The 24,755-nt window shown below is 51.3% G+C and carries 20 protein-coding genes; 9 read left to right on the top strand and 11 right to left on the bottom strand.

Features of this window, described 5'->3' with window-relative positions; genetic code table 11:
• Positions 1 to 49: 49 nt before the first annotated feature.
• The 3 genes from HNV11_RS04230 to HNV11_RS04240 are packed head-to-tail and all read right to left on the bottom strand — an operon-like array spanning position 50 to position 5,722.
• On the bottom strand, positions 50 to 1,750 hold the full coding sequence (locus HNV11_RS04230) for a RagB/SusD family nutrient uptake outer membrane protein (RefSeq protein ID WP_171738476.1): 1,701 nt from the start codon (positions 1,748 to 1,750) through the stop codon (positions 50 to 52).
• A 43-nt stretch (positions 1,751 to 1,793) separates the two neighbouring features.
• Positions 1,794 to 4,904: a SusC/RagA family TonB-linked outer membrane protein gene (locus HNV11_RS04235; RefSeq protein ID WP_171738477.1), complete on the bottom strand. Its 3,111-nt coding sequence runs from the start codon at positions 4,902 to 4,904 to the stop codon at positions 1,794 to 1,796.
• A 29-nt stretch (positions 4,905 to 4,933) separates the two neighbouring features.
• A complete protein-coding gene (locus HNV11_RS04240; RefSeq protein WP_171738478.1) occupies positions 4,934 to 5,722 on the bottom strand; it encodes a FecR family protein in 789 nt (262 codons plus the stop codon).
• Between the two features lie 500 nt (positions 5,723 to 6,222).
• Between HNV11_RS04240 and HNV11_RS04245 the strand changes: the two genes are divergently transcribed.
• A complete protein-coding gene (locus tag HNV11_RS04245) occupies positions 6,223 to 6,981 on the top strand; it encodes a hypothetical protein (RefSeq protein ID WP_240163759.1) in 759 nt (252 codons plus the stop codon).
• A 9-nt stretch (positions 6,982 to 6,990) separates the two neighbouring features.
• Here HNV11_RS04245 and HNV11_RS04250 read toward each other — a convergent pair whose 3' ends face one another.
• Together HNV11_RS04250 and HNV11_RS04255 are read right to left on the bottom strand one after the other, a co-directional pair.
• Positions 6,991 to 7,443, bottom strand: coding sequence for a DinB family protein (locus tag HNV11_RS04250; protein ID WP_171738479.1), 453 nt, complete (start codon positions 7,441 to 7,443; stop codon positions 6,991 to 6,993).
• Positions 7,440 to 10,445 (bottom strand): glycoside hydrolase family 3 N-terminal domain-containing protein, encoded by a 3,006-nt coding sequence (locus tag HNV11_RS04255; protein WP_171738480.1) that lies wholly within the window; start codon positions 10,443 to 10,445, stop codon positions 7,440 to 7,442. Before HNV11_RS04255 ends, HNV11_RS04250 begins: the two co-directional genes overlap by 4 nt.
• A gap of 197 nt (positions 10,446 to 10,642) precedes the next feature.
• Here HNV11_RS04255 and HNV11_RS04260 point away from each other — a divergent pair, with 197 nt between their 5' ends.
• Positions 10,643 to 11,296 (top strand): DUF1345 domain-containing protein, encoded by a 654-nt coding sequence (locus HNV11_RS04260; RefSeq protein ID WP_171738481.1) that lies wholly within the window; start codon positions 10,643 to 10,645, stop codon positions 11,294 to 11,296.
• Here the strand turns inward: HNV11_RS04260 and HNV11_RS04265 are convergent.
• Together HNV11_RS04265 and HNV11_RS04270 are read right to left on the bottom strand one after the other, a co-directional pair.
• Positions 11,271 to 11,453, bottom strand: coding sequence for a hypothetical protein (locus HNV11_RS04265; protein ID WP_171738482.1), 183 nt, complete (start codon positions 11,451 to 11,453; stop codon positions 11,271 to 11,273). The genes HNV11_RS04260 and HNV11_RS04265 overlap by 26 nt on opposite strands.
• Positions 11,454 to 11,511: 58 nt before the next feature.
• Positions 11,512 to 12,747 (bottom strand): nucleoside recognition domain-containing protein, encoded by a 1,236-nt coding sequence (locus HNV11_RS04270; RefSeq protein ID WP_171738483.1) that lies wholly within the window; start codon positions 12,745 to 12,747, stop codon positions 11,512 to 11,514.
• Between the two features lie 118 nt (positions 12,748 to 12,865).
• Here HNV11_RS04270 and HNV11_RS04275 point away from each other — a divergent pair, with 118 nt between their 5' ends.
• Together HNV11_RS04275 and HNV11_RS04280 are read left to right on the top strand one after the other, a co-directional pair.
• Entirely contained in the window at positions 12,866 to 13,540 is a 675-nt protein-coding gene (locus tag HNV11_RS04275; protein ID WP_171738484.1) for a M15 family metallopeptidase, read from the top strand.
• Between the two features lie 194 nt (positions 13,541 to 13,734).
• Positions 13,735 to 14,133 (top strand): hypothetical protein, encoded by a 399-nt coding sequence (locus HNV11_RS04280; protein ID WP_171738485.1) that lies wholly within the window; start codon positions 13,735 to 13,737, stop codon positions 14,131 to 14,133.
• A gap of 139 nt (positions 14,134 to 14,272) precedes the next feature.
• Here HNV11_RS04280 and panC read toward each other — a convergent pair whose 3' ends face one another.
• Positions 14,273 to 15,112, bottom strand: a complete 840-nt coding sequence (panC, locus tag HNV11_RS04285) for a pantoate--beta-alanine ligase (protein WP_171738486.1) — start codon at positions 15,110 to 15,112, stop codon at positions 14,273 to 14,275.
• 138 nt (positions 15,113 to 15,250) lie between these two features.
• Here panC and HNV11_RS04290 point away from each other — a divergent pair, with 138 nt between their 5' ends.
• The 4 genes from HNV11_RS04290 to HNV11_RS04305 all read left to right on the top strand — a co-directional run bounded on the left by HNV11_RS04290 (position 15,251) and on the right by HNV11_RS04305 (position 20,254).
• Entirely contained in the window at positions 15,251 to 16,057 is an 807-nt protein-coding gene (locus HNV11_RS04290; protein WP_171738487.1) for a glycogen/starch synthase, read from the top strand.
• Complete coding sequence (locus tag HNV11_RS04295; protein WP_171738488.1) at positions 16,011 to 17,414, top strand: DUF4270 family protein; 1,404 nt, start codon at positions 16,011 to 16,013, stop codon at positions 17,412 to 17,414. The genes HNV11_RS04290 and HNV11_RS04295 overlap by 47 nt, the downstream gene beginning before the upstream one ends.
• Before the next feature lie 210 nt (positions 17,415 to 17,624).
• A complete protein-coding gene (gene glmS / locus HNV11_RS04300) occupies positions 17,625 to 19,463 on the top strand; it encodes a glutamine--fructose-6-phosphate transaminase (isomerizing) (protein WP_171738489.1) in 1,839 nt (612 codons plus the stop codon).
• 218 nt (positions 19,464 to 19,681) lie between these two features.
• A complete protein-coding gene (locus HNV11_RS04305) occupies positions 19,682 to 20,254 on the top strand; it encodes a DUF2911 domain-containing protein (RefSeq protein ID WP_171738490.1) in 573 nt (190 codons plus the stop codon).
• A gap of 500 nt (positions 20,255 to 20,754) precedes the next feature.
• Here the strand turns inward: HNV11_RS04305 and HNV11_RS04310 are convergent, their stop codons facing one another.
• Both HNV11_RS04310 and HNV11_RS04315 read right to left on the bottom strand, forming a co-directional pair.
• Positions 20,755 to 21,297 (bottom strand): hypothetical protein, encoded by a 543-nt coding sequence (locus HNV11_RS04310; protein ID WP_171738491.1) that lies wholly within the window; start codon positions 21,295 to 21,297, stop codon positions 20,755 to 20,757.
• 98 nt (positions 21,298 to 21,395) lie between these two features.
• Complete coding sequence (locus HNV11_RS04315; protein WP_171738492.1) at positions 21,396 to 21,968, bottom strand: hypothetical protein; 573 nt, start codon at positions 21,966 to 21,968, stop codon at positions 21,396 to 21,398.
• Positions 21,969 to 22,152: 184 nt separating this feature from the next.
• Between HNV11_RS04315 and HNV11_RS04320 the strand changes: the two genes are divergently transcribed.
• Positions 22,153 to 23,043, top strand: a complete 891-nt coding sequence (locus HNV11_RS04320) for a winged helix-turn-helix domain-containing protein (RefSeq protein WP_171738493.1) — start codon at positions 22,153 to 22,155, stop codon at positions 23,041 to 23,043.
• A 708-nt stretch (positions 23,044 to 23,751) separates the two neighbouring features.
• Here HNV11_RS04320 and HNV11_RS04325 read toward each other — a convergent pair.
• Positions 23,752 to 24,528: a DUF3223 domain-containing protein gene (locus tag HNV11_RS04325; protein WP_171738494.1), complete on the bottom strand. Its 777-nt coding sequence runs from the start codon at positions 24,526 to 24,528 to the stop codon at positions 23,752 to 23,754.
• Between the last annotated feature and the right edge of the window lie 227 nt (positions 24,529 to 24,755).

Genomic DNA, 24,755 nt, shown 5'->3' on the forward strand with positions numbered 1-24,755 from the left:
GAGCAACGTAAATAGTATCGGCTCAATCACTCTTTTTCTGCTTCATCAATTAATACCCTGGGTTCTGGGTAAACACGGACTTACCATCCTGACCTTTGGCACTGCGGTCAATCTGGGTTTGGGGAATCGGACGGTTTACGTGGAAATCCTTGATGTTCACCGCGGCCTGTGGGTTATATTTCTTCACACGGTCAATTAGAACGCCCCAGCGCTTCAGATCCAGCCAGCGTACCTGCTCACCGGCCAGCTCGCGTGCGCGCTCTTCCATGATCAGCTCCAGGTTCATGTCTTTAGCCTGTACCAGCATGGCATCTTTCTTGCCCGGCCAGCCCGCCCGGTACCGAACGGCGTTAATAGCTGTAACGGCATCGGCCACATTACCCGACTGCAGCGAAGCTTCGGCCAGCATCAGATACACATCGGCCAGCCGGAAGACGAAATAGTCGCGGCTACCGGGTTCATAGGTCAGGTCGGGCCGTTTGGTATCGAAGAACTTCTGCAGCGTTGGGAACAACGCTTCGGTATAAGCGCTGGGCACCAGCACCTGGTATTTCTTGGCCGCACGCTGCGCTTTTGTCCATTCCACACCCGGAATGAAAATCGCTGTATCGCCGGCTGCAAACGTAACCTTGGTCTTCGAATCATCAAAGGAAGCTGCGTTGAACGTACCGGGGTTATTGCTGAGCCAGGTATCGCGGAAAGTTTTCTTATACCGCGAGTCGTTGGTACGGTCAGCAAAAACCGTGTTCAGCAGGTAGGACGTAGGACGTAACCGCTTGAACGGGCGACCATAAAAAACATCCCGCTTCATGCCCGGCTGAACGTCGTACTGCATCCCGAAGAATAAGTGCAGGTTGTTACCGCCGTTAGCGGCTGCTATGTTGTTGGTCAGGTTCGAGAGAGGGTCTGCCGTGTACTGGACCGCAAACACGATCTCGCTGTTTATCTGGTTGTTTTCATCAAAAACACTGGCAAAATCGTCGAGCAGTTTATAGCCGTAAGCTGTCGTTACGTTTTTGCAGAGTGCAGCGGCTTTACTGAAGTCATCAGCCGCTTTCGAGGATGAATACGCTTTCGTCAGATACACTCTGGCCAGTAAGGTTTCGGCGGCTGGTTTGGTTGCCCGGCCATACTCAGAAGACTGGGCTTTGGGTTCCAGATCAGCAACCGCATCGGTCAGATCCTTGATGATCGCAGCATATATTTCAGCGTCCGTTGCCCGCTTGGTTTCTTTGGTTGGAACCAGGGTTTCAGTAAGCCGTAGGTCCACCGGGCCCCACTGCTGATGCAGGATATAGTAGTAATGGGCACGTAAAAACTTCGCTTCAGCGACCCGGATTTTCTTGACCGCATCCGAAATGCCGGTTACGTTCGGGGCGCGCCCTATAACGGCATTGCAGGTATTGATTCCCTTGTACAGTTCGTCCCAGGTGTTGGCCAGATAATCGACTGTAGGGTTCAACTGAGCGTCGTAGAAATGGAAGCCTTTGTAGCCCCCGTCGGCCCCTGTCGCGTATATATCCGTGCCGTACTCCGACATGGTTAAGCCCTGCTGGGTGCCGTAGTAATACCGGAGCGTTGAATAGGCTGCTTTTACGGCGTCCTCAAAGCCTTTCGTCGTGTTTATGTAATCGTTACCGATATTGGAAACTACCTCTTCTTTGAGGACGTCCTGACACGACTGGCCCGTAAGCAGCATGGCTGCTACGCCGGTAATTTTTAGGGTATTTGTTAAGATTTTGAATTTCATTGGTTTAATGGCTTAAAGCTTGTCTGCAACTTTGCTGGCTGAATTAGAAACGAACGTTCAGACCGAAGGTCATCACCATCGTTGCCGGCACCACACCGGTTTCACTCAAAGCAAGGCCCGTTGTTTCCGGATCGATACCGTTATACTTGCTCCGGTATTCCGACCAGATGAACGGCTGCTGAATGCTGGTGTACAACCGCAGCGATTCCATCTTCAGCCGTTTAGCGATAGTCGGGCTAAAGGTGTAGCCAAAGTTGATGTTCCGAAGCTTCACGAAGGTTCCATCGAAATACGATATGGTTGAGTTGTAAACCGGGAATTCCTGGTTGCTCTTCGGACGGGGGAATTCGTTCGTTGGGTTGTTTGGCGTCCAGTAGTCCACCTTGATCTGCTCATAGCGACCCGCCAGGGCGTTCCGGTTGAGGTGGAAATCGCTGCGAAGCAGGTTGCCAAAGCGACCGTAGAAGAAAAACGACAGATCGAATCCTTTGAAGCTAAAGCGGTTGGTGATACCCCCACTGAACTTCGGCACGTCTGATCCGATAATAACGCGGTCATCGGCCGTAATCCGGCCATCGGCATTGGTATCCTGAATTTTGATCTGACCTACTTCGCTGCCGTATGATTTAGCTTTGTCGGCCTCGTTGGTCTGCCAGATACCAATTTTTTTGTAGTTATACACGGTGCTCAGCGGGCGGCCAATGAACCAGCCGTTCCCGATATCATCAACCTTACCGTTGTACAGCGACACGATAGCCTCTGTATTCTTCATGAAGGTAAAATCCGTTGACCATTTGAAGCCCGATGGCGAATTGATGTTGTACGTTGTAAAGGTCAGTTCAACACCCCGGTTGCGGGTTTCCCCTACGTTACGAGTCACCGAGTTAAAGCCGACCGAACCCGGTAGCTGATCGGCCAGGAGCAGCGCCGTGGTATTGGTCTGATACAATTCGAGCGATCCCTGCAGGCGACCTCTCCAGAAGCTGAAATCAACCCCGAAGTTAAGAGTTGCCGACGTCTCCCAGCGCAGGTCAGGATTACCGATGGTGTTAGGCCGGTAGCCAAACGCAGCGGAAGTTCCCCAGGCATAAGCAGTGCGGCTCAGCAGGCCCTGCGTCTGGTAAGGAGTTACGGCCTGGTTACCCACCGAACCATACCCGGCCCGTAATTTCAACAGGTCAATCCAGGTTACACCTTTCAGGAAGGGTTCATTATTAACGTTCCAGCCAAGGGCTACACCCGGGAAGTTACCATACTTCGTGTTTTCACCGAACCGGCTCGAACCATCGCGACGAATCGTTGCCGTAATCAGATATTTATCGTTGAAATCGTAGTTGACCCGGGCCATGTACGAATTAATCGTCCACTGCACCAGTTCGCTGGCCGTAGCCTGTACAGAACTGGCCGCGCCCAGATTGTAAAACTGCTGACTCTCAGCCGGAATGCCCTGAACGTCTGTCCGGAAGCGTTCGTAATTGTCCCGCTGGATGGAGTGGAGCAGGGTTACGTTCAGATTATGTTTACCACCAAAGTTCTTCGTGTAATTAACGATGTTCTCCAGCGTATAATTGAAGCCGAAACGGTTCTCGTTAAAGGCCTGCGGATCGCCAAGTTTACGGGCGTTGGTGCGTGAGCCAATGAACCGTCCCCAGCGGGCCAGCGTGAAGTCAGGCCCGAAATTGACCCGGTAGGTTAGACCTTCCAGAATCTTGGCTTCTGCATAAACGCTGTTGAAAATCCGGTACCTTTTGGTCTGGTCTACCTGGGCACCCGGTACAATTTCGGCCAGTGGGTTGGTGAGCAGGGCATCGTTGGTTGGCGAGAAAATGATGTTGCCATTATCATCATAGGGAGCCGCCAGCGGGTTTTGCTGAATCGTAAATTGATACGGGTTGAGATTCTCGCCGTTCCGAACGCTATGCATCAGGTAGGACGAGAGGCCGATTTTCAGGACTTTATTGATTTGGTGATCAATGTTAGCCCGCAAGGAATACCGCGTGAAATCAAGTCCTTTCGAAATGCCATTGTCCTTGAAATAGCCTGCGGATACGTAAAACTGGGTTCTGTCATTTCCGCCCTGAACGCCAATCGAATGATTCTGCATGGAGCCATTTTTCAGGATCATATCCTGCCAGTCGGTGTTGGTTCCATTGGCAAGTCCCTTCGCAACGGCCGGGTCGCCACCCAGAACGGCTACTTTCGAATCTGCATAAGGATCAACTACGCCGGTAGGAACCGGATTGCCGTTGGCATCTTTATAGCCGCCCGTAGCCCGGTAAGACTCCCGAACGAACTCGGCAAACTCCGACCCACTGAATAATTCGAGTTTATCCAATGGCTTTGATATACCGGCATAGGCGTCATACGACACGGTTGTTTTCCCTTTCTGTCCCCCCCGCTTGGTGGTAATCAGAACAACTCCGTTGGCACCCCGCGCGCCATAAATAGCCGTAGCCGTAGCGTCTTTCAGAACTTCCATGGAGGCTACGTCATTCGGGTTAAAGTCCTCGTAGCCGGCCGAAAGCGGAATACCGTCGACAACGTACAGCGGATCATTGCTGGCGCTGAACGACCGACGGCCCCGAATCCGGATGGTAGGCACTGAACCGGGCCTTGAACCCGTCTGCGTTACGTCGACCCCCGCGGCCCGTCCCTGAAGAGCCTGGCCGAGGTTTGTGATAGGCATTTCCTGGATCTCTTTCGACGTAACCTGCGTAATAGCGCCGGTTAACTGACTCTTCCGTTGCGTACCGTAACCGACAACGACGACCTCGTTCAGAGCACGCGTGTCTGTTTCAACCTTGACGTTAACAGACGTGCGGTTGCCTACACTAATTTCCTGTGACAGGAAGCCTACCGACGAGAATACCAATATGGCCTGTTCATTCGGAACATTAATCCGGTAATCGCCATTTGCATCCGTTGTTGTGCCGCGCGTTGTTCCTTTTACGGTTACGCTTACGCCTGGCAGCGGGTTATTGTCATCGGATGAAAGGACGCGCCCGCTGACCACCCGCTCCTGAGCAGGATTGGTCAGGGCTGGTCTTGGCATTGAAGGGGCGCTGAGCGCTGGTTGACCCAATAGCGCAAGAGCCGTCAGGCCAAGTAAGGGAAGCCAGGGCCGTTGTGGCCTTAGGGTAACTGTGTTAATCATGTTCGGAACTGGGTTTAAGTAAAAGTTATCTATGGTAATGGTTGTACTTGACCGGCTACCACTTCGACGGAGTCACCGGATTTGAGCCGGAGCGACTTCTGTTCTTTAAGAACCAGATTCACCTGCCCGGACGTCATAAATATGCGGGTGCATTCGGGCTGCTCACGCACCCGGAACATGGTGCCGAGTGCTTCAACGGTCAGGTCGGTTACGTGCACCCGAAATAGGCGGGCGGCCGAGGTGTCGCTGTGATGGGCAACCGAGAAATCGGCTTCGCCCCGGAGCCACACCGCTCTTGGCGTTTCATCGGTCCAGCGCTGAGCGTATTTTACGGAACTGTTCGGGTAGAGTTTAACACTAGAGTTATCGGGAAGCCGAATGAACTGAATCTGGTTGGAGCGGGTGCTGATGGTTCGAACCGATTGGTTTGGGCCATACTGCATCCACACGGCCCAGCCAACCAGCAAAACCAGGCCAAGCGCAGCCGCTACCGAGCGCCAGAAATACCACCAGCCGACCACCGTTCGCACGTTGGGCTGCAGAGGGCGCACATCTTCCATCGTCTGAAGCGATACGCGAATGCGCCCCCATAGCGTTGAAACCTCATCAGACGACAGGGCCGGCAGCGAAGGCTGTGCGGCTGTCTGGATTATTTTACGGGCAAGCTCTACGGTTTGGTTGCAATGCGGGTTGTTTGTTAGCCAGAGATGCCAATACGCCACCACCTCTTCGTCGTCGGGGTGTTTAACCCACCGGACGAACAGATCGTCGAGGGCAAACTCCTCGGCGCTGTAGGCGGAGTATGGCTTTTTGTACACGGTTCAGTAATAAACTTTGCCCCAAAAGGTCAATGTTTAAGCAGTTCTACTTATAAAATTCCTGGTTTAAGCCGAGTAAACCAATCGGCGAAGCCTCTGAATCCACGCAAACGATAATCAGCGCGCTTCCAGCGCCGGAAAACCATTTGAAAGTTTCAATCAAGGTCTATGGGTGAACCTGACTCAAACTGGGCAAATGAATGGGATCAGTGCGCAGCCTGCTCAGACCGAATAGAGCCGGTCGCTGAAAGTCGGGTAAGAATAAGTTTCGGGTGATTTGAACGAAATTGCTGTTTCAGGGTGTGTCGGGCTTGATTATCCTGAGTCTTTCGGGCGTAATCATTAACGGGGGGCGCGGACCCCGACCCGAATGCTAGCTGCGATTGTCCGGTAGACGGGTTTTATTAACCATTAGCCGACGAATCGGTTATGGTGTCACTAACGTTATGATACACATCAGTCAAACCCGGCCGGCGCGTTTATTTAGCCCCCGATGGATATTGAGTTTTTTAATTGCGCTGCTGCCGCTTTTCTGCTTAAGCCGGGCGATGGCATTCCAGCCCAAGGTCACCATGACCGATACGACCGGTGCCCACACCAAATCACCATCTTCACTAACCTTTACGGCCTCCACCGACCAGCGCTTTTTCTTTTTCAATGATACCCGTAATGAGGAAGGGCGTCGGGTTCCAGTCAGCGTATACGGCGTTCGGGCGGGCTTCCTGTTTCCCGGCAAGCGCGATCGGTCGGCGTTTCAGGGCGGACGGTCGGCGAGTTTTAAAGCCGGGGCCGGTTTTTACTTCGTCAATCAAAGCCTGAACCGACCCGGGCTGCTGCCGAATACGACGGCCTCCGTAACGCGGCATCTGCGTATTGCAACGGTTTATTATGAGCGTTACATCCTGCGTCGAAAAGCGTTTGAGATGAGTATGCCCCTGGAGATTGGCTATGGTCACTCGCGCTATGAGCGGAACGATGACCCATCAAACGAACATGAGGTGGCACGCGGAGTGTTTATTCCGGCGGGCGTTGGTGTGCTGTCGGCTTACCAGTTTCCGACGCTGCGCTGGTTTCGGCCACTCCACTGGTTTGGCTTCAACGTGCTGGCAGGCTATCGGTTCGTTCTGAAAAAGGACGTGCCCGAAAGTCAGATCAATTACACCGGTTTCTACGTATCGATCGGGCCGTCGTTCTTCCTGGAGAACCTCACCGCTGACGTGAAAGCGTGGCGGCAGCGACGTAAGAAAACCCGCTCCTGACAACCGGTACTACTCCCGCACCCAGACAATAAAATCCGTAACGGGCGCTTCAGTCAGCATCGGGCGGATAAGCTGCACCACCTGCCCGCGGTGGTAGGCTGCGTGATGACTCATGTGCGTCAGAATGTCGATGAGGGTATTCTGGTAGGGCTGATCTCTGGAGGTTACGTAATCAACCGGCTGAAGCAGATCCGGCTCCGCCAGCGCATTGACGTAGCTGATAATCTTGTCGTGCTGCCGCTCGGCGGTTTCGCGCAGCCAGCTCACGGGCGTATCCTCCCAGATAGCGACAAACGTAGATTCTTTAGTTACCCGGCTGAACCAAACCTGCTGCGCTGACAGAATGTGCCCCATAATAGCTACTGCCCGCTGGGGTGGGTTGTCAAGCGTTTCGAGGGCCTGAATAACCCGCTGATTTGCCCAGAGTTCATAATTCAACAGATGGATAAGGTGCGTTTTCATTGGATACCGCGCTTAATCGCCTGATATAATGCTTCGGCGACATTTGTACGTGTATTCAACATACTAATCCGGTTGTTGTTTCGAGTTGGGTACACCCGGTTGCTCAGAAAAACATACGTAAGATTGTACTTTGGGTCTGGATCCATCCAGGTAAACGTACCCGTGAAACCCGAGTGCCCAAAGCTATCTTTGGTAGCCGAGCGGGGGGCATTGCCGGTGTACGTAAACGACGGCTTCTCAAAGCCCAGTCCGCGCCGGTTGCCCAGCTCCGGAAACTGGTAGCGGGTAAACTCAGCCATCGTTCTGGCCGAGATAAACGGCTGACCCGCATAGGTCCCCCCCTGACGATACATTTCCATCAGCTTCATCAGGTCGTTGGCTGTGCCGAATAGGCCCGCGTGGCCTGAAAGACCGTTGAGCATGGCTGCGCCTTCGTCGTGAACCCGCCCCCAGATGAGCGTATTGCGGAACAGCGAATCATATTCGGTTGGTGCAATGCGGTTCAGGCTATAAAACCGGCGTGGGTTATAGGTCAGCGTCGTTGCGCCGAGCGGCCGATAGAAAGTTTCTTTGAGATAATCTTCGAAGTTTTCGCCGGTTAGCCGCTTGACAATCTGCGGATACAGGATGAACGACAGATCCGAATACACGTATTCTTTTTTCTCGTTGAGGGGCGAGTCTCTGATTTGTTCAAAAATGGTTTTCGGATAATTCCTGAACAGGTATAGGCTGTCGGTTACTTCGATGGGGAAGCGGCTGGAGCGTTCGGTTTTAAAGGTCTTGGGCTTCCAGGTACCATCCGGATTTTTGGTGTCGCGCCAGAACGGTATCCACGCTTTTAGCCGGGCCTGATGGGTCAGCACGTCCCGCCAGACCAGATTCGCTTTATTTGATTTTTTGAAACTGGGCAGATAGTCTGCCATTTTACCGTCAATGTTGAACTTACCTTCATCCACCAGGCGCATCAGGGCGGGCGTTGATGTGCTGATCTTGGTGACAGATGCCATGTCGAACAGATCGTCCAGCTGCACGGGTTTCGGTTCCGCGCCGAGCGAGGCATCGTAGGTAAAGGTGCCGTAGGCTTTCCGGAAAATCACCTTGCCGTCTTTGGCCATCTGCACGACGCATCCCGGAAAGGCCCGCTGCGAAATGCCTACGTTGACCAGCGAATCGACCTGCTGAGTCAGAAAACGACTATCAATGCCAACCTCCTCTGGAATGGTGTATTTAAGCCGACCAATGGGCTGAATCGCCAAGCCATCGCCCGCCCGGAAGCGCTGGTTGACCGTTACGGGCAGTTTGCCCGATGCGCCAATCGCGCCAAAAATCAACTGTGCCGATAAATCCTCCGTGTAATTGGTGAGCTGATACGGCATAACGATGGCCCGCGCCTGTTCGATGTTTCGACTGACCAGAACCGTGTCGTTCGGGAACGTAAGCTTGTCCAGCGCGTAGGCGTTGCCAAACACCGTAACGACTGCTTTGCCCGTGGCGACCAGTTCGCTGACCAGTCCGGCCGTTTTGGCCTGCAGACCATAGCGCGCGCCGGGCCGGATGTTATTCAGGTGAATATCCACCAGCAGCAGGTTGTAATTTTTCAGCGAGTCGCGTACCTGCGCGATGGTCGAGTCGGGTGTTTTCGACGTCAGGTTGAAGTGGTCAACCTGGGTATAGTTGGCGGCCATCTGCTGAAAAGCGGTCAGTTTATCGCTTTCAATCGCAACCGACGCAATGCGGAGGGTATCTAACCGTTGCAGCGGCAGCAGGTTCCTGTCGTTTTTCAGCACCGTCAGGCTGGCTTCGGTCAGTCGGCGGTTAAGCAGTTCGTCCTGCACCGGGTTGAGGTCGTTCACCAGGTTGTCGAGCACAACCGGCTTATACTGATCCAGCCCAACCCAGGCTTTGGCTCGCAGAACCTTACGGCAGCGCTCGTCCAGCGATTCCTGCGTAATACGACCGTCGAGCACGGCCTGCCTGATCTGCGCCAGCGCGGCCGGAACATCTTCCGTGAACTCCAGCACGTCCATACCGGCTTCCAGGCCCAGCTCGTCGGCCTGTCCCGAAGGGAAATACTTCGTAACGCCTTTCATGTTCATTGCGTCCGAGAAAATCAGTCCCTGGAAGCCCAGTTCAGTTTTGAGCAGGTTCGTAACGATAGCGGGCGAAAGCGTCGAGGGGCGGTTGCGGGTTGTGTCCAGGGCCGGAATGCTCAGGTGAGCAACCATGACGCCCGATACCCCCGCCTTGATAAGTTCCCGAAACGGATAGAGTTCAAGTGAGTCGAGCTGAGAGCGACTCTTGCCAATCAGCGGAAGGTCGAAGTGTGAATCAGTGCCTGTGTCGCCGTGGCCGGGAAAATGCTTGATGCTGGTTAGGAGCTGGTTATCCTCCATGCCGCGCACGTAGGCCAGTGCCTTCCGGGCAACGGCGTACTTGTCTTCGCCAAACGAGCGGAAGTTGATAACGGGGTTGTTTGGGTTGTTGTTGACATCGACCGAAGGCGCGAAGTTAACGTGAACACCCAGCCGACGCGCCTGCCGGGCCAGGTTGGCACCCATCTGGTAAATGAGCGAGTCATTCCCCTGAATGGCCCCCAAGGTCATTTGATACGGATAACGCACCGTACTATCCAGGCGCATGGCCAGACCCCATTCGGCGTCCATCGCAATCAGCAGGGGCACCGTCGAAAGTGCCTGCAGACGATTGGTGAGTTTGGCCTGCCGGATCGGACCGCCCTGAAACATCACGACGCCCCCAAGTTTGTTGGTCCGAACGAGCGTAACCAGTGAATCTTCGTAAGCCGGTTTGCGATTCGAGTAGCCCGCGACCATAATCAACTGAGCAATCCGCTCGTCGGGCGTCAGCGTGGCAAACACCGAGTCAGCCCAGCGGTTGATCCGGGCGTTGGGTTGTAAAAACGTCGGCGTAGCGGTTTGCGCATACGACGATACAAATGAAAGAACGCTGAATAGGAGGAAAACAACAGACCGGCAATTGGCCATGAGCAAATGAATTGGGGCGTATGAAAGGTCAAAAATACAAAATTGATGAAATAAGCCCGCTCAAGGGGAAACTAAGGGCAAATGAGTCGTTAAAAATCTGTATGTGCGCTTTCCTGCGTTGATTTTACATTAAGCCAGGCTTCAGGGTTAAATCATCCGAATGAGTTACGTAACGTTATGCATTATTTCTCGCCAGTATGCTATTAGACCAAACCGCCCGCCTGGACGCCCACCATCGACTTTATATCGCGTTTGGCGTAACGCTCGGTACCTATTTTATTCTTCCTGCTGCGGTTAGTGGTTCTGCTCAGGTCGTTCTACTCTGGGTTGTGTTTGCCCTGATCATGTTGACGCTGATGTGGGCATCTATTTTCCGGCTGCATCCCCGCGACCTACCGAAGCTATCCCGACTTCAGGATTCCAGCAGAACGTATATCTTCCTGTTTATCGTCGTAGCGGCTATTGCCAGTTTTTTTGCCATCATCGAACTGCTCGATACGATGACCCAGCAGGGGCGTCGGGCGAACGTCGGGCTGACTGTGCTGGCAGTAATCTGCTCGTGGGGTTTGCTGCATACAGTGTTTACGCTCCGGTATGCGCATCTGTTCTACGGCGACAATCCAAATCAGAAGAGTCGACCCGGCGGTCTGGACTTTCCAAATGAGACTGAACCGGATTACCTCGATTTTGCCTACTTCTCCTTTGTGATCGGCATGACTAGTCAGGTATCTGACGTAACCATTCGCTCGAAGCAGATACGCCGGGCGGCTCTTTTACACGGCATTCTGTCGTTCGGGTTCAATGCGATCATTATCGCCCTGACGATCAGTGGCCTTTCTTCGAGGCTTTAGCGCCCTGCTTTTTCGCTTTCTCGGCCTGCTCCTGTTCGTATTCTTCACGCTGTCGTTTGTCGGACAGCAGGTTTCGGTAAAGCCCGTTCAGGACGTAAATATCGTCGACTTCGTCAATGAGCCGGTGCAGGTGTTCGCGGACTTGCGTAATGTTCATGGAAATTCAGGTTGTTGAGCACATTGTGTTTTAACAACACTTTATCGGGAATTTTGGGTCAGTGAAAAAAGAAATAGCCGAGAGCAATACCCGCAATGACGCCCATCAGATCGGCGAACAAACCGAACGGAATCGCGTAGCGGGAGTTGCGGATACCGACCGAGCCAAAGTAGAGCGCGACGATGTAAAACGTCGTATCGGCCGCACCCTGGAACATGCACGCCAGCCGCCCGACGAAGGAGTCAGGCCCGAATTGCTTCATGGCGTCGATCATCAGCGCCCGCGATCCCGAACCGCTCAAGGGCCGCATGAGCGCAACTGGCAGGGCATCGGTGAATTCGGTGTTCAGCCCCGTCAGACTGAACAGGTACTTCAACCCCCCAACGACGTAGTCCATTGCGCCCGAACTACGAAACGCACTAATGGCGACCAGCATCCCGACCAGGTAGGGAATGATACGCACCGACGTTTCAAAACCGCCTTTGGCACCTTCAATAAAAGCGTCGAAAATATCCACCTTTTTGCGCATCGCCCCGAGCAGGAACGATACGATAATGAGCATCAGGATGAGGTTGCCGGTTACCTTCGAAATCACTTCAATCTCTTCTTTCGATTTGGTCGACAGATACCACAGCGCCAGCGCAATCAGTCCCGTAATGCCGCCCAGCCAGCCCAGCACCGTTCTGTTAATGAGGTTAATTCGCTGTTTAATGGCGACGGCTATCATGCTCACCACGGTCGCTACGTAGGTTGCGATCAGGCAGGGAATGAAAATGTCGGAGGGGTCCTGCGCCCCCAGCACTGCCCGCTGGGCCATGATGCTGAGCGGAATAATCGTCAGGCCGGACGTATGCAGCACCAGAAACATGATCTGGGCGTTGGAAGCCGTTTCCTTGCTGGGATTCAGTTCCTGCAAACTCGCCATGGCCCGTAAACCAAAAGGCGTAGCGGCATTGTCGAGCCCCAGCATATTGGCTGAGAAATTCATGATCATCTGGCCGTTGGCGGGGTGGTCTTTCGGAACTTCGGGGAATAGTTTATGAAAAAACGGGCCGATGATGCGGGCCAGAAAGTTGATCGCGCCCGCTTTTTCGCCAATGTTGAGCAGACCCAGAAAAAAGGTCATGACACCCGCCAGCGGTAGCGCAATGTCCATGACTGCCACCTTCGACGAATCGAACAGACCCTCTACAATAACTTTAAAAATTTCGGTGTCGCCCAGGAAAATCAGTTTGACCAGCGCAACCAGAAAAGCAATGACAAAGAAAGCAACCCAGATGTAATTGAGGGCCATAACTAGTGAAAGAGTGAACGAGTGAAAGAGCGGCTCTTTCAATCCTAAGCTCGTTGTTTAGTTTAGAATGCCGTAAGTTTACATGATCGTCCATCAGAAAACAACACTGCTCAATGTTATGAAGTGGCTGTTCTATTCCACAGTAGTCGCTCTTTCACTCATTCGCTCATTCGCTTTCTGCCAATCCCTCGAAGCCGCCATGCAGAAACAGGGCCTTGTCGACGTGCAGAACGTAGACCCGACGATTCTGGTGGAACTGAAATACTCGACTACCGACAACTTTGTGGGCAAAGACGTGTACGGCGATCTAACGCGGGCGTATCTGCAGCCGATGGCGGCCCGGAAGCTCGCAAATGCCAGCAAATACCTGCAGGCCCATCATCCGAACCTGCGGCTGCTGGTCTACGATGCGGCCCGGCCCCGCAAAGCGCAATGGAATCTCTGGAACGCCCTGCCCAACCTGTCCGAGCGCGAACGCCGGAAGTACGTAGCTGATCCACGCGAGGGCTCGATTCACAATTACGGCTGCGCGGTTGACCTGACGGTGGCTACGAAAGACGGGCGACCGCTCGATATGGGCACGAAGTATGACTACTTCGGCGAACTGGCGTATCCTTCGCAGGAGGAGCGTTTGCTGAAAGCTGGTAAACTGACCAGACAGCAGCTCGAAAACCGGCGCATTCTCCGCACGGCCATGCGACAGGGTGGCTTCAGCCCCATTGAATACGAATGGTGGCATTTCAATTCGCTCTCGCGCCAAAAGGCAAAAGCCGCTTTCCGGATTGTGGAGTAGGTTTAAGGCAACCTAAAACAACATAAGGTAAATACTTGCGTTGAGACCGTAAAGCCACAAGTGTTGTGAGAAACGGTCGGCTTATTTCTGCCCTGTTTACGCTGATACTGGTAAGCGAAGCCTGTCAGCCAACAACTTCGCTTCAGCCCGAGGCTGATTCTGATCCAGTTTTGAAGTTGCCTTTTTTCAATCAGGTGAACACTGAATTTCGGGGTTCGCACGCAAATCGTCTGCTCCGGTTCTGGTACAGTAGACGTAACGCCGAACCCGTTGAATTTGCGGCCATCAACGACCAGCGCAGCTTTCAGGCTTTCTTTGGTCAAACGTCCGCCGATTCCTTACCCTACATCGACTTTAACCGAAATACATTGCTGATTGGTACACGGAGTGGCTACGGCTCGTTCGTTGACGGCCCGGCTAATATCAACTGCATTGAGCAGGATCTGCAACCCAAAGCAAATGGCGAGTGGCTATACACTGTAACGGTTAGTGCTAGGTCAAAAGGAAGCGAATGGTTCGGATTTGCGACCCTTGCCCCGCGCATCGCCCGGCCCGAAACCGTAAAGCTCAATATGCAGTATTGGTTTGACTGAACGTAAACTACTCTTCCGGGCTCGTGTTTTTCGGCCGCCTGCTTACGCAACAACGCAATGGTTTTGTTAGGTGCTTGCTGCCTATTCGGTTGTCGGTTTCATCGTATTTGCCGACTTATACGGAGATAAGGTTTTTAACTCAAAACACCAGATTGTCAATCAGCCGGACCGAGCCGAGGTAAGCCGCGATGCAAATGGCGGTCTGACCGGGGGCCAGCACCTCACCAACGGGCTGGAGCGTGTCGGCGTTGGCAACTTCAATGTAGTCGAGCCGGAAGCCGGGGCGGCTGCTGAAATAGCCCGTTACGGCCCCTTTAGCCTGCGCCGGACTACGGCCATCCTGCATCAGTTCATGCGCTAACGTCAGGGCTTCAAACAGGGCCGGAGCCTGCTCGCGTTCCGTAGGAGTCAGGTTGCGGTTGCGCGACGACATCGCCAGTCCGTCGGCTTCGCGCACGGTGGGGCATCGGACCAGTTCGATCGGGAAACTCAGATCACGGATCAGCCGACGCACTACCGCCACCTGCTGCAGGTCTTTCTGTCCGAAATACGCCCGGTCGGGCTGAACAATATTGAACAGTTTGGCAACAACAAGGCCAACGCCGTTGAAATGCCCTGGCCGAAAGGCACCTTCCATAACCGTTTCGAGATCACCAAAACTGAACCGAACGATAGGGGATTCTGAATATATTTCATCGACTGAGGGCGCAAAAACCACATCGCAGCCGGCTGATTCGAGTTTCTGGCAGTCTTCCTCCAGCGTACGCGGGTAACGCGCCAGATCATCGGCGTTGTTGAACTGGATGGGGTTGACGAAGATGCTGCTGACGACCAGATCGGTTTCACGCTTTGCCGTTTCAATCAGAGATAGATGGCCCTCGTGCAGCGCGCCCATGGTGGGAACAAGCGAAATTCGGTGGTCAGAACGGAGCGGCTGGAGGTACTGACGCAGAGCGGATATGCTATCGAAACGGATCATGATTGCCAGGTTGTTTTTCTGGCTGCAATGATACAGGATGCGTATCTTTTTTGGACAAAATGTATTGAAATACGGGAAAAAATTGTATAATTTTGCAAGTTTTTTGGTGATCTCAAACAACACACCCCGCCCGTCTTTATGAGCAAATTACGTATCCTTTACGTGGCCAGTGAAATCAATCCGTTCCTGAAAACGTCCGACGTCGCCGACTTCGTTCGCAAACTGCCGCAGGCGATGCAGGAGCGAGGAATGGAAATTCGAATCTTGGTGCCACGCTTCGGGCTGATCAATGAACGCAAAAACCGGCTGCACGAAGTCGTTCGGTTGTCGGGTATCAATATTGCCGTTGGCGATGAAGAAAAACCCCTGATTATCAAGGTTGCCTCTATTCCAACGGCTAAACTGCAAGTCTATTTTATCGATAACGAAGACTATTTTCAACGGAAGTACGTTTTCCATGACAAGGAAAACCGCTTCTACGCCGATAACGATGAGCGGGCCATTTTCTTCTGCAAAGGCGTTCTGGAAACGGTAAAAAAACTTGGCTGGGCACCCGATATCGTGCATTGCAACGACTGGATGACCGCGCTGATTCCGCTATACCTCAAAACGACCTACAAAAACGACCCCATGTTCAAGGACACCAAGTCGGTTTTTACGGTCTATAACAATGCGTTTGAACACCGCTTCGAAGGCGACATCATCGAGAAAGCCCGCATGATGGACATCGACGACGAAATGCTGGCAGAATTAAAAACGGCTGATTTTCCGGGATTTATTCGCATTGGCTGCGCCTATGCCGACGCCGTTGTGCGGGCCGAGGAAGAGTCAAGCGAAAGCCTGAACGCCATTTTAACTGATTTACCCGAACATAAATTTGATGCTGCCGAAGATGAAGATGTCGCGGAACGCTATTACAACCTCTACACGCAACTGGCTGGGTAGGATTTTCCTGCTGGCGGGAGCGGTAGCGGGCGTTCTGGCCTGCGAAGAACCCAAAGAAATCGGCTTACCACCTACTACCCCGGTCGACGTAACATACAGCGACACGCTCAGCGTTGTTCGGCAGACCGTCCGGTTCGATTCCGTAGCGAGTAGCGATCAAAGTAACCTGATGGTAGGACGCTATTCGGACCCCGTGTTGGGGCGTACTCAGGCGAGTGCTTACGTTGAACTGAGTCAATATGCCGACTTTGTCGTAACCGACTCGGCAACGTCGAATGTTACAGCCGCCAGCCGGATTGTTTATGATTCGACCCGGCTGTTTCTGGATTACGATCAGTTCTATTACGGCGATACAACCCAGACGCAGGAAATTCAGGTGTTTCGCCTGACAGATAGTCTGCGCACGGCCACGACTTACGATATCAGCAGCACTATACCGGCCCAGAGCCAGCCGCTGGTGCGCCAGACGATTCGGCCGCGGCCCAACACAACCGACTCACTGTCGTTTCGGTTGCCGCTGCCCGATGCTTATGGGCGTGAACTGCTGACGCTGGCCAATACCGACGCGGGTAAAATCGCCAATCCAGCGTTGTTTCGGGCACAGGCCCTGCGGGGGTTGCTGCTGACGACGGGGCCGAACGAGCGGGCTGCTATTTTAGGATTTTCGCGGGGCTCGGCTGTGGTAGTGTACTATCACGTTACCGGTGAGAAAAGAGCCCGGTTCCAGCCCTTTCTGTTGGGCGGTAAACGCTTCAATCACATTACGGCCGACCGTAGCGGCACGCCCCTGGCAGGATTGCAGCGGGGACAGGTTCTGCCGGCTTCGGCTACTAACGGCCGAACGTTCGTGCAGCCAGCTACCGGCGTAACCACGAAGCTGGTATTTCCGGGACTGGATCAAATCAGGAAAGATAAGCGCGTTGCGATCAACCGTGCTGAACTGGTTATCACCTTTACGCCCACCAGTAATGCCCTGCTGTATCTGCCGGCTTATCTGGTTCTGAGTGAGATTGACGGGCGTAATCACTTGCTGCGTACCAGTCCAAACCGCATCGCTCAACTGGTGCCGGAATCGCAGAATTTATTTGACCGGACAGAAAGTTCGTGGATTACGGCCCCGCAGGTGGCGATTTATAATTCACGAATCAAGAATTATACATTTGAGCTGAGCGGCTATTTTCAGTCAATTATGGCAAACACAACGCCGAATAATGGGCTGGCTATCCTTACACCCAGCACGGCAACGCTCAACACGCTGCCAAGCCAGGCTTTTTATCTGAATGATCGCATTCTTCAGGCAATTCTGGATGGCAGCGCAAGTGCGAAGCTGATCATGTTCTATACGACATCGAATTAACGGAAACGGGTTTGATGTGCTGCGCAAAAAGCCGGAAATTCCGGCTTTTTGCGTTTATATTCACCGGTTGAGAAAAGCGTTCAAGAATGCTGCTGTTCATACAAAAATATGAAAATCATAAACTAAGAAACGGGAATGTGATTGCAAAACTGCCGTTTATAAACTAACTATGTACAATAAGGCTGATAACCTAAAAATGAGAAACAGATTATGTGTGGAATTGTAGCATACGTCGGGCACCGGGAAGCCTGTCCGTTGGTAATTAAAGGATTGAAGCGGCTCGAATATCGGGGCTATGATAGTGCAGGGGTAGCACTGATGAATGGTCAGGGGCTGAAAGTGTATAAAAAGAAAGGCAAGGTTGCGGCCCTGGAGCACGAACTGGGTGGGAAAGAAACGCACGCTACCATCGGTATGGGCCACACGCGCTGGGCTACGCACGGCGAGCCCAATGACGTAAACGCGCACCCGCATTACTCGTTTCACCGGAAGCTGGCCATTATCCATAACGGGATCATTGAGAATTATGCGGCCATCAAACAGGCGCTGCTCAAGAAAGGCCATACGTTTCAGAGCGAAACCGATACGGAAGTTCTGGGTCAGTTTATCGAAGACATCTGGGAAAACCAGGGCGGTACGCTGGAAGATGCTGTGCGGCTGGCGTTGCAGGAAGTGGTTGGCGCCTATGCCATCGTGATTATGTCGGAGGCCGACCCGACGCAGCTGATCGCAGCCCGCAAAGGTTCGCCCCTGGTGATCGGGGTAGGCGAGAACGAGTATTTTCTCGCATCAGACGCTACGCCCATTGTTGAGTACACCAAAGACGTTATTTACCTGAACGACTACGAGGTGGCAGTTGTCAACCGGGATGGCATTCGGGTCATTACGCTCGACAACACGACCACGACGCCTTACGTCCATAAAATTGAGCTGGAACTGGAAGCCATCGAGAAAGGTGGTTTCGAGCATTTCATGCTTAAGGAAATTTTCGAACAGCCCCGTTCCATTGCCGACTCGATGCGGGGGCGTGTCCAGGCCGATGCCGGGTTGCTGGCGCTCGGTGGTCTGCGCGATTACCTCGATAAGCTGGCCAAATCGGAGCGGATTGTGATTGTCGGCTGCGGTACGTCGTGGCACGCGGGTCTGGTGGCCGAATACATTTTCGAAGAACTGGCCCGAATTCCGGTCGAGGTGGAGTATGCGTCGGAGTTTCGCTACCGGAACCCGATCATCAAAGAAGGCGATATTGTGATTGCCATCTCCCAGTCGGGCGAAACGGCCGATACGCTGGCGGCCATCGAACTGGCCAAGTCCAAAGGAGCCACCATTTTCGGTGTCTGCAACGTAGTCGGTTCCTCCATCGCCCGGGCAACCGACGCGGGGGCCTATACCCACGCTGGTCCGGAAATCGGTGTAGCCAGCACGAAGGCCTTTACGGCGCAGGTAACGGTGCTGACCATGATGGCGCTGGCCGCAGCCCATCGCAAAGGCACGATCTCCGACTCGCTCTTCCGGCAATTACTGGCTGAGCTGGAAAGCATTCCGGCCAAAGTCGAGAAGGTGCTGCAGTCGGCGAGTAAGATTAAGGAAATCGCCTACATCTTCACCTACGCCCGCAACTTCATTTACCTCGGTCGGGGCCTGAATTTCCCCGTTGCGCTGGAAGGGGCGCTGAAGCTGAAAGAGATCAGCTACATCCACGCGGAAGGCTACCCGGCTGCCGAGATGAAGCACGGCCCGATTGCGCTCATCGATGAAGATATGCCGGTAGTCGTAATTGCCACGAACGACAGCTCGTATGAGAAAGTCGTTTCGAACATTCAGGAGGTGAAAGCCCGCAAAGGCCGCGTGATTGCTGTCACGACCGAGGGCGATACGCACCTGCCCGGTATGGTAGATTTCACGATTGAGATTCCGAAAGTCCACGAGATTCTGATGCCCCTGATTTCGGTAGTGCCGCTGCAGCTACTGGCTTACGACATCGCCGTTATGCGCGGCCGGAACGTAGACCAGCCCCGCAACCTGGCCAAGTCCGTGACGGTGGAATAGAGCTGGTTGATTAGAAATACAAAGCGCGATGGGACAGTCCTCATCGCGCTTTTTTGTTATATATGCAGGCTACGTTCAATTGGAAGAAGTACCCTGACCCAATTTGCGGTTATATTGCGTTCCATTGACTGGCTCAGGGCATACATTCCATGTAAGTGAACAGGCACGTAACCCGCCAGAAGCAGTCCATGACGTAACAAATTCATTTACCCATTACCATGAAAAAAGCAGCTTTCCTATTCGGATTACTTTGGCTTACAGTTGGCGCGGCCAGTGCCCAGACGTTTAGAGGTATCGACAAAACGCCAATGGATATGGCCTACTACCCGGACGACTACGCCCATGATCGCAAATTTGCCCCGGCTAAAATCGGTACCGACAAAGCCATGGTGCGGGTTGTCTATAGCCGACCGGCCAAAAACAACCGGGAGGTATTCGGGAAGCTGGTTCCCTACAATAAAGTCTGGCGGGCCGGTGCGAATGAGGCTCCGGAAATCAAATTTTATCAGGACGTAACGATTGGCGGGAAGAAAATTCCGGCCGGGAATTACGCCCTGCTGACGATTCCCACTGAAAAGAAATGGACAATTATCTTCAGTTCTGATCTGGACCAGTGGGGTGCCTATAGCTACAACGAAGCCCTGGATGTAGCCCGCATAACGGTGCCGACGCAAAAGGCCGAGAGTCCCCTTGAAAACTTCTCAATTCAATTCGCCAAAAAAGACGACAAAACTGCTACCATGTATATGGGGTGGGACACAACGGTCGTGGCGGTTCCGATATCGTTGTAAGGATGTAGCAAAAAAGATGGCCTTCCACTCATGATGAGTGGAAGGCCATCTTTTTTGCAATACACTTTTTGAGAAAGACAGTAGAATAGCTGTAGTTCAAAGACTCATATCAGGCAGGTTCGCCGATTTGATTATACAATAATTTTTAGCCATTAAGTTTTATACGCCCAACGCCAACGGGTGTTGATGGTAAGCGCGAACCTCAACCTTTACATACCCGTTTGGATATACTGCTAAATTACAACCACTGATAATCAAGCAATAGCCAAACGAATAATTTACCAGTTCTTCTGGGCTCGTGTGCAAACAAGGTGGCGATTGGGCTGCGGAGTTTGACCTTGCAGCCTGCTGCCTGTCGCCCGGCAAGCCAGCCACGTGGAGCGAGCCATCAACACACTTCCAAACCTTTTTTCATCTACAACCAACGTTTACGTGTTTAGACGTTGTGGCATATGAAAAATCACAGTCTCAATTACCCACAAAAGCAAAACAGCGTTTACTCAGCAGCCGCCTTTGCGGGGGGCACGTTTATAAATTATTTTACTGTCTCGTTCTACATAGTCGCCCGATACTATTGGATATGAATACTTGGGTGCGTGCGATACCCAATGGCTTCTAATGATTATTTTGTCGTTAACGTTCAGGCTATGCAATTGCTGGAATTCATTAGACTCTTCCAACCCAAAACTTAGAATATAATCGTCACCATTAATCCTGACCATCACTCCGAAACCTAATCGTGAGTCTGGCGGAAGAGAAAGAGAGGTTACAACAGCTTCCATATTGGTAGAAGCCCGTATATGATTCATTATTCTAGCTTCAGCGGCATACACTTTTTTACCTGCGGGAGACGCTTCCCATTTTTTGAAATTTATCCCATCAGGGGTAGCCTCCCATTTTTTCCTTCCGGCTATCCTTTCAGCAGCAGAGAGTATCTTTGGGGCCGCTGTTTTAGAAGGTTCATTTTTGACTTCGCGATTGGCAAATACTAGTCCGCCTATCACAACAAGCGGTAAGATCAGCGCATACACAAGTTTTTTCATGTTTTTTGTAGGTTTGATTAACATTGATTTATCAGGAGATAAATCAGATATGTTGAAGGCATTTCTGAGCCGTGCTTGTACAAATACGTTATTGAATACTAATTGACTTTATTGAATACGGTCTTCCAGGAACGCTCTTTGACGAATAAGTTTGATTTTGCACTAGCCTGAACAGAAATAGACCTGCCATCATTGCTTAGCGTCCAAACCTCTGTTACGTAAACAAGCATTTGTTTCAAAACATCTACATGGTAAGGAGTGGCGACCATCAGGTGTACAATTGAGTTAATAGTCATCGTTTGTCCATCAGCTGACAACTTTACGGTAAACTTCTTTCCTCTTTCTTTGCCATGATTAATCTGGCTTTCTTTACCATCAAAAGCCAGTTGCTCCCGGCTTGTAGTCAGCGCTGCACCAGGAGACGAGTTTGGCGCTTCTATGGTTAGAAAATCTGCCCGCTGCGCTATTTTCATTGTTTTAGAGAGCATACGATCACCATCGTCATATGTGCAAACAATATTCCCGCCCATACTTATCGACTCTTTGGATTTCCATTCGCCAGAAAAGTTAGCGCGTTGGGTATCATTTTTTTGTTGAGCCTGTACGGCGAAATAAATTACACCTGTTAACAGAATAACCAGGCAGGACAAAACATTTCTTTTATTTTTCACTTGTTTAATTTTTGCTTTTTAAGGGTGATGAAGCGATCATAATTTACCCTGCGGGTTTCGGCAACATCAGGATGGTTTAATATCTTGTTAAAATTGATGCAACAAAATTAGGTTGCTAATTTTCGCACAGAGGAACCTGGATTGTAAATAAGAGTGTAAACTTTGTAAATTCTATCTTGACATTATGCCTGTTAGACGAAATCTGTTGCCAGTCAAGCGGAAATACCTTGGCGGATTGTTACTACTCACGGTTATCTCGATAATCTGCGTGGCTTTCAGCATGACCGGCAATGATGACTTTGACTTTGCCAGAAGGGAAATTATGCTTCGCCGGATCGGACATGAAATATTGCTTCAGTCGGGCGATAGTACATCACGGGTACTTCCAATAAAAAAGATCGCCAAAAATGAATACCAGATCAGTTTTGAGAATGCGTTTACGTTTCAACCCGAATCCCTAGTAAATACTACGCAGCGTTTGTTAGCCAAAGACCCGCTCGCCAGTGATTACATTGTTAATGTACTGAACTGTGCCGATGCCAGTGTAGCCTATGGATATGCTATATCAAAAAATAAGAAAGATGATATTGTAGCCTGTATAGGAAGAAGGCAATCCATATCATGTTACATGATCCATATTAAATTTAAACCGGTAGGAATAACTACAGCACAGACTGGATATTTTCTGGGCAGCCTTGCAGTTTTAGCATTTGTTGGATTTATTTTTTTGAGATCTGTTAAGCCGCGGAGGCCCTTAGTTGACAGTCAGCCTACTGGTATATTCACTTTAGGGTCAATGTCATTCGACGCCGAGACTCGTAAGCTCATGATAAATGGAAAGGCCATAGACCTGACCAGAACTGAAACCCGTGTATTACGTATTTTCGCGTTGTCTCCTAACGAGGCTATAGAGCGAAGCCGGCTACAAAAAGAGATATGGGAAGACGAAGGTGTTATAGTGGGCCGCAGTCTGGATATGTTCATTTCAAAACTTAGAAAAAAACTGGAGTTTGATCCGAACATCAGGATTGTTGTCATACGCGGCAAAGGATATAAGCTTGAAATTAGCGCTTAGGAAAATCGTCCCGCTCCAAACGGAGGTCATTGGAATTTATTAGGCATTTGTAAAACGCTATAGTGAGCTACTAATGCGGTATCATTAAACGGATTACCCTTCATTCTTAAACTCACCTTAAAGGGACTTTGCTTTTACCCATAAGCTGGTAATTTGTATTTCGCTGTCTGTTTAACTATCGTTTATTATTGCGCAAGTTTACCGCAAAAAAGTAAGTCCAGTTGCCGGTGTCGAAAACGGTTGCCTTAGTTAAAGTCTGCATGCAAAAATTGTGAATTGACGCAGACGGTTCGATTTTCGAGTGGCGTACAACTCGCCGATTGCCGTACTGTTAATATAAAATACGCACGGTAGCGGCCGACCGCCCGGTTCTTATTTTGTATTGCTATAGTTATCAAAACTGTTATCAGGACGTGTTGCCGGTCGCAAGAGAACCGCCGAACCAATCTAAAGACTGACTGGCAAACTACTTCTCGTCTCAACCGCAATCCGCCGAATAAGCAAAAGCCTGATCTCTGCAACCTGTCGCCCGAAACCCGCCCCGCAAGCCCATTTTGGCCGGTTCGCCCAACACCCATGAGGGCTGATGGTAAGCGCACAAGATAGAAGAAACTGACGTACCTCCGACCTTTACACCCTCATTTCGTTGGGCTGAAAACCTGCCTATGGGACGTGCGTCCTGTCGACGGAAAGCGACCCTGCAAGTTTTTATTTTATTGTCAAATCTTTCGTTGTCTTTTTTACCCTTGCCAGTCCCGTCCTACTTGAATTGCACTCCTTTCTAACTATTCGTAGGTTTGCTTTGGCTTTGTGGTAATCCCTGAAACTTTGGGTCAAATTCTCGTCCTTGAATATAAGTTGATTGTCTAGGCTTGAGGTATACTCAATTGCATCAAAATCAAAGTTGTTCACCTCTTTAAAGCGGTCGACAATTATCGAAAAGGTATGTGGTTGTCGATGGTCAACGGCTAATTCAGTCCATTTTGATAAAATACCCGTTTCCTGACATTTAACTTGGCCCTTGACAGAATGATTGTCAAAATAACCCTGTTTCACGGCGTGAATATCAGCATGAACAGCGTTTCTACAGGCTGCATAAAACAACATTTCTGGGTCATATTTTGGGTTGTTGATCAACATCAGGTACGAAATATATTGGCTGGTATTATCACTGTAAAAAACTTCAAAACATTTGGTGTTAAATTGAACGCGGGCCACTTTTATGTCTTCAATAGAAATGTCTTCTGCGTTTGTATCTACGCTATTTTCTACCAATTCTTGCGCTTCATCACTATCTTCCTGTAATTCTCCCTCTGTGCCTAAGCAGTTCAAATAATCGTAATAAAGAAGGTCAATTACAGCCTCGTAGTCAGAGTCGTTAAGCGAATGTCCAAAGTCATAAGAGTTGAGAATCGCTTTGTAATGAGCGATTGCATCTTTCTTGAACTTAAACTCGTTTTGTCCTATTTTGAGCGGTCTTGCCATTCTTACTGTACACGTTGTCGGCAGTAACCCGCCTAATAAGGTTGATTTTCTTAACTCTGGCGTTCGCCCTGTCAGCTCCGACCCGGACTTGGAAACATAAACCTGCCCAACCGGAGCGTTCAAACTGTCACACGGAACCAGCCGAACGAGCAAAAAAGCCTAACCTCTGCGGCCTGCAACCTGTCGCCGAGATGCTGCCTTGTAAGCACTAATTGTATTTCCACCCA

The sequence above is a fragment of the Spirosoma taeanense genome, from assembly GCF_013127955.1.
Taxonomy (GTDB): domain Bacteria; phylum Bacteroidota; class Bacteroidia; order Cytophagales; family Spirosomataceae; genus Spirosoma; species Spirosoma taeanense.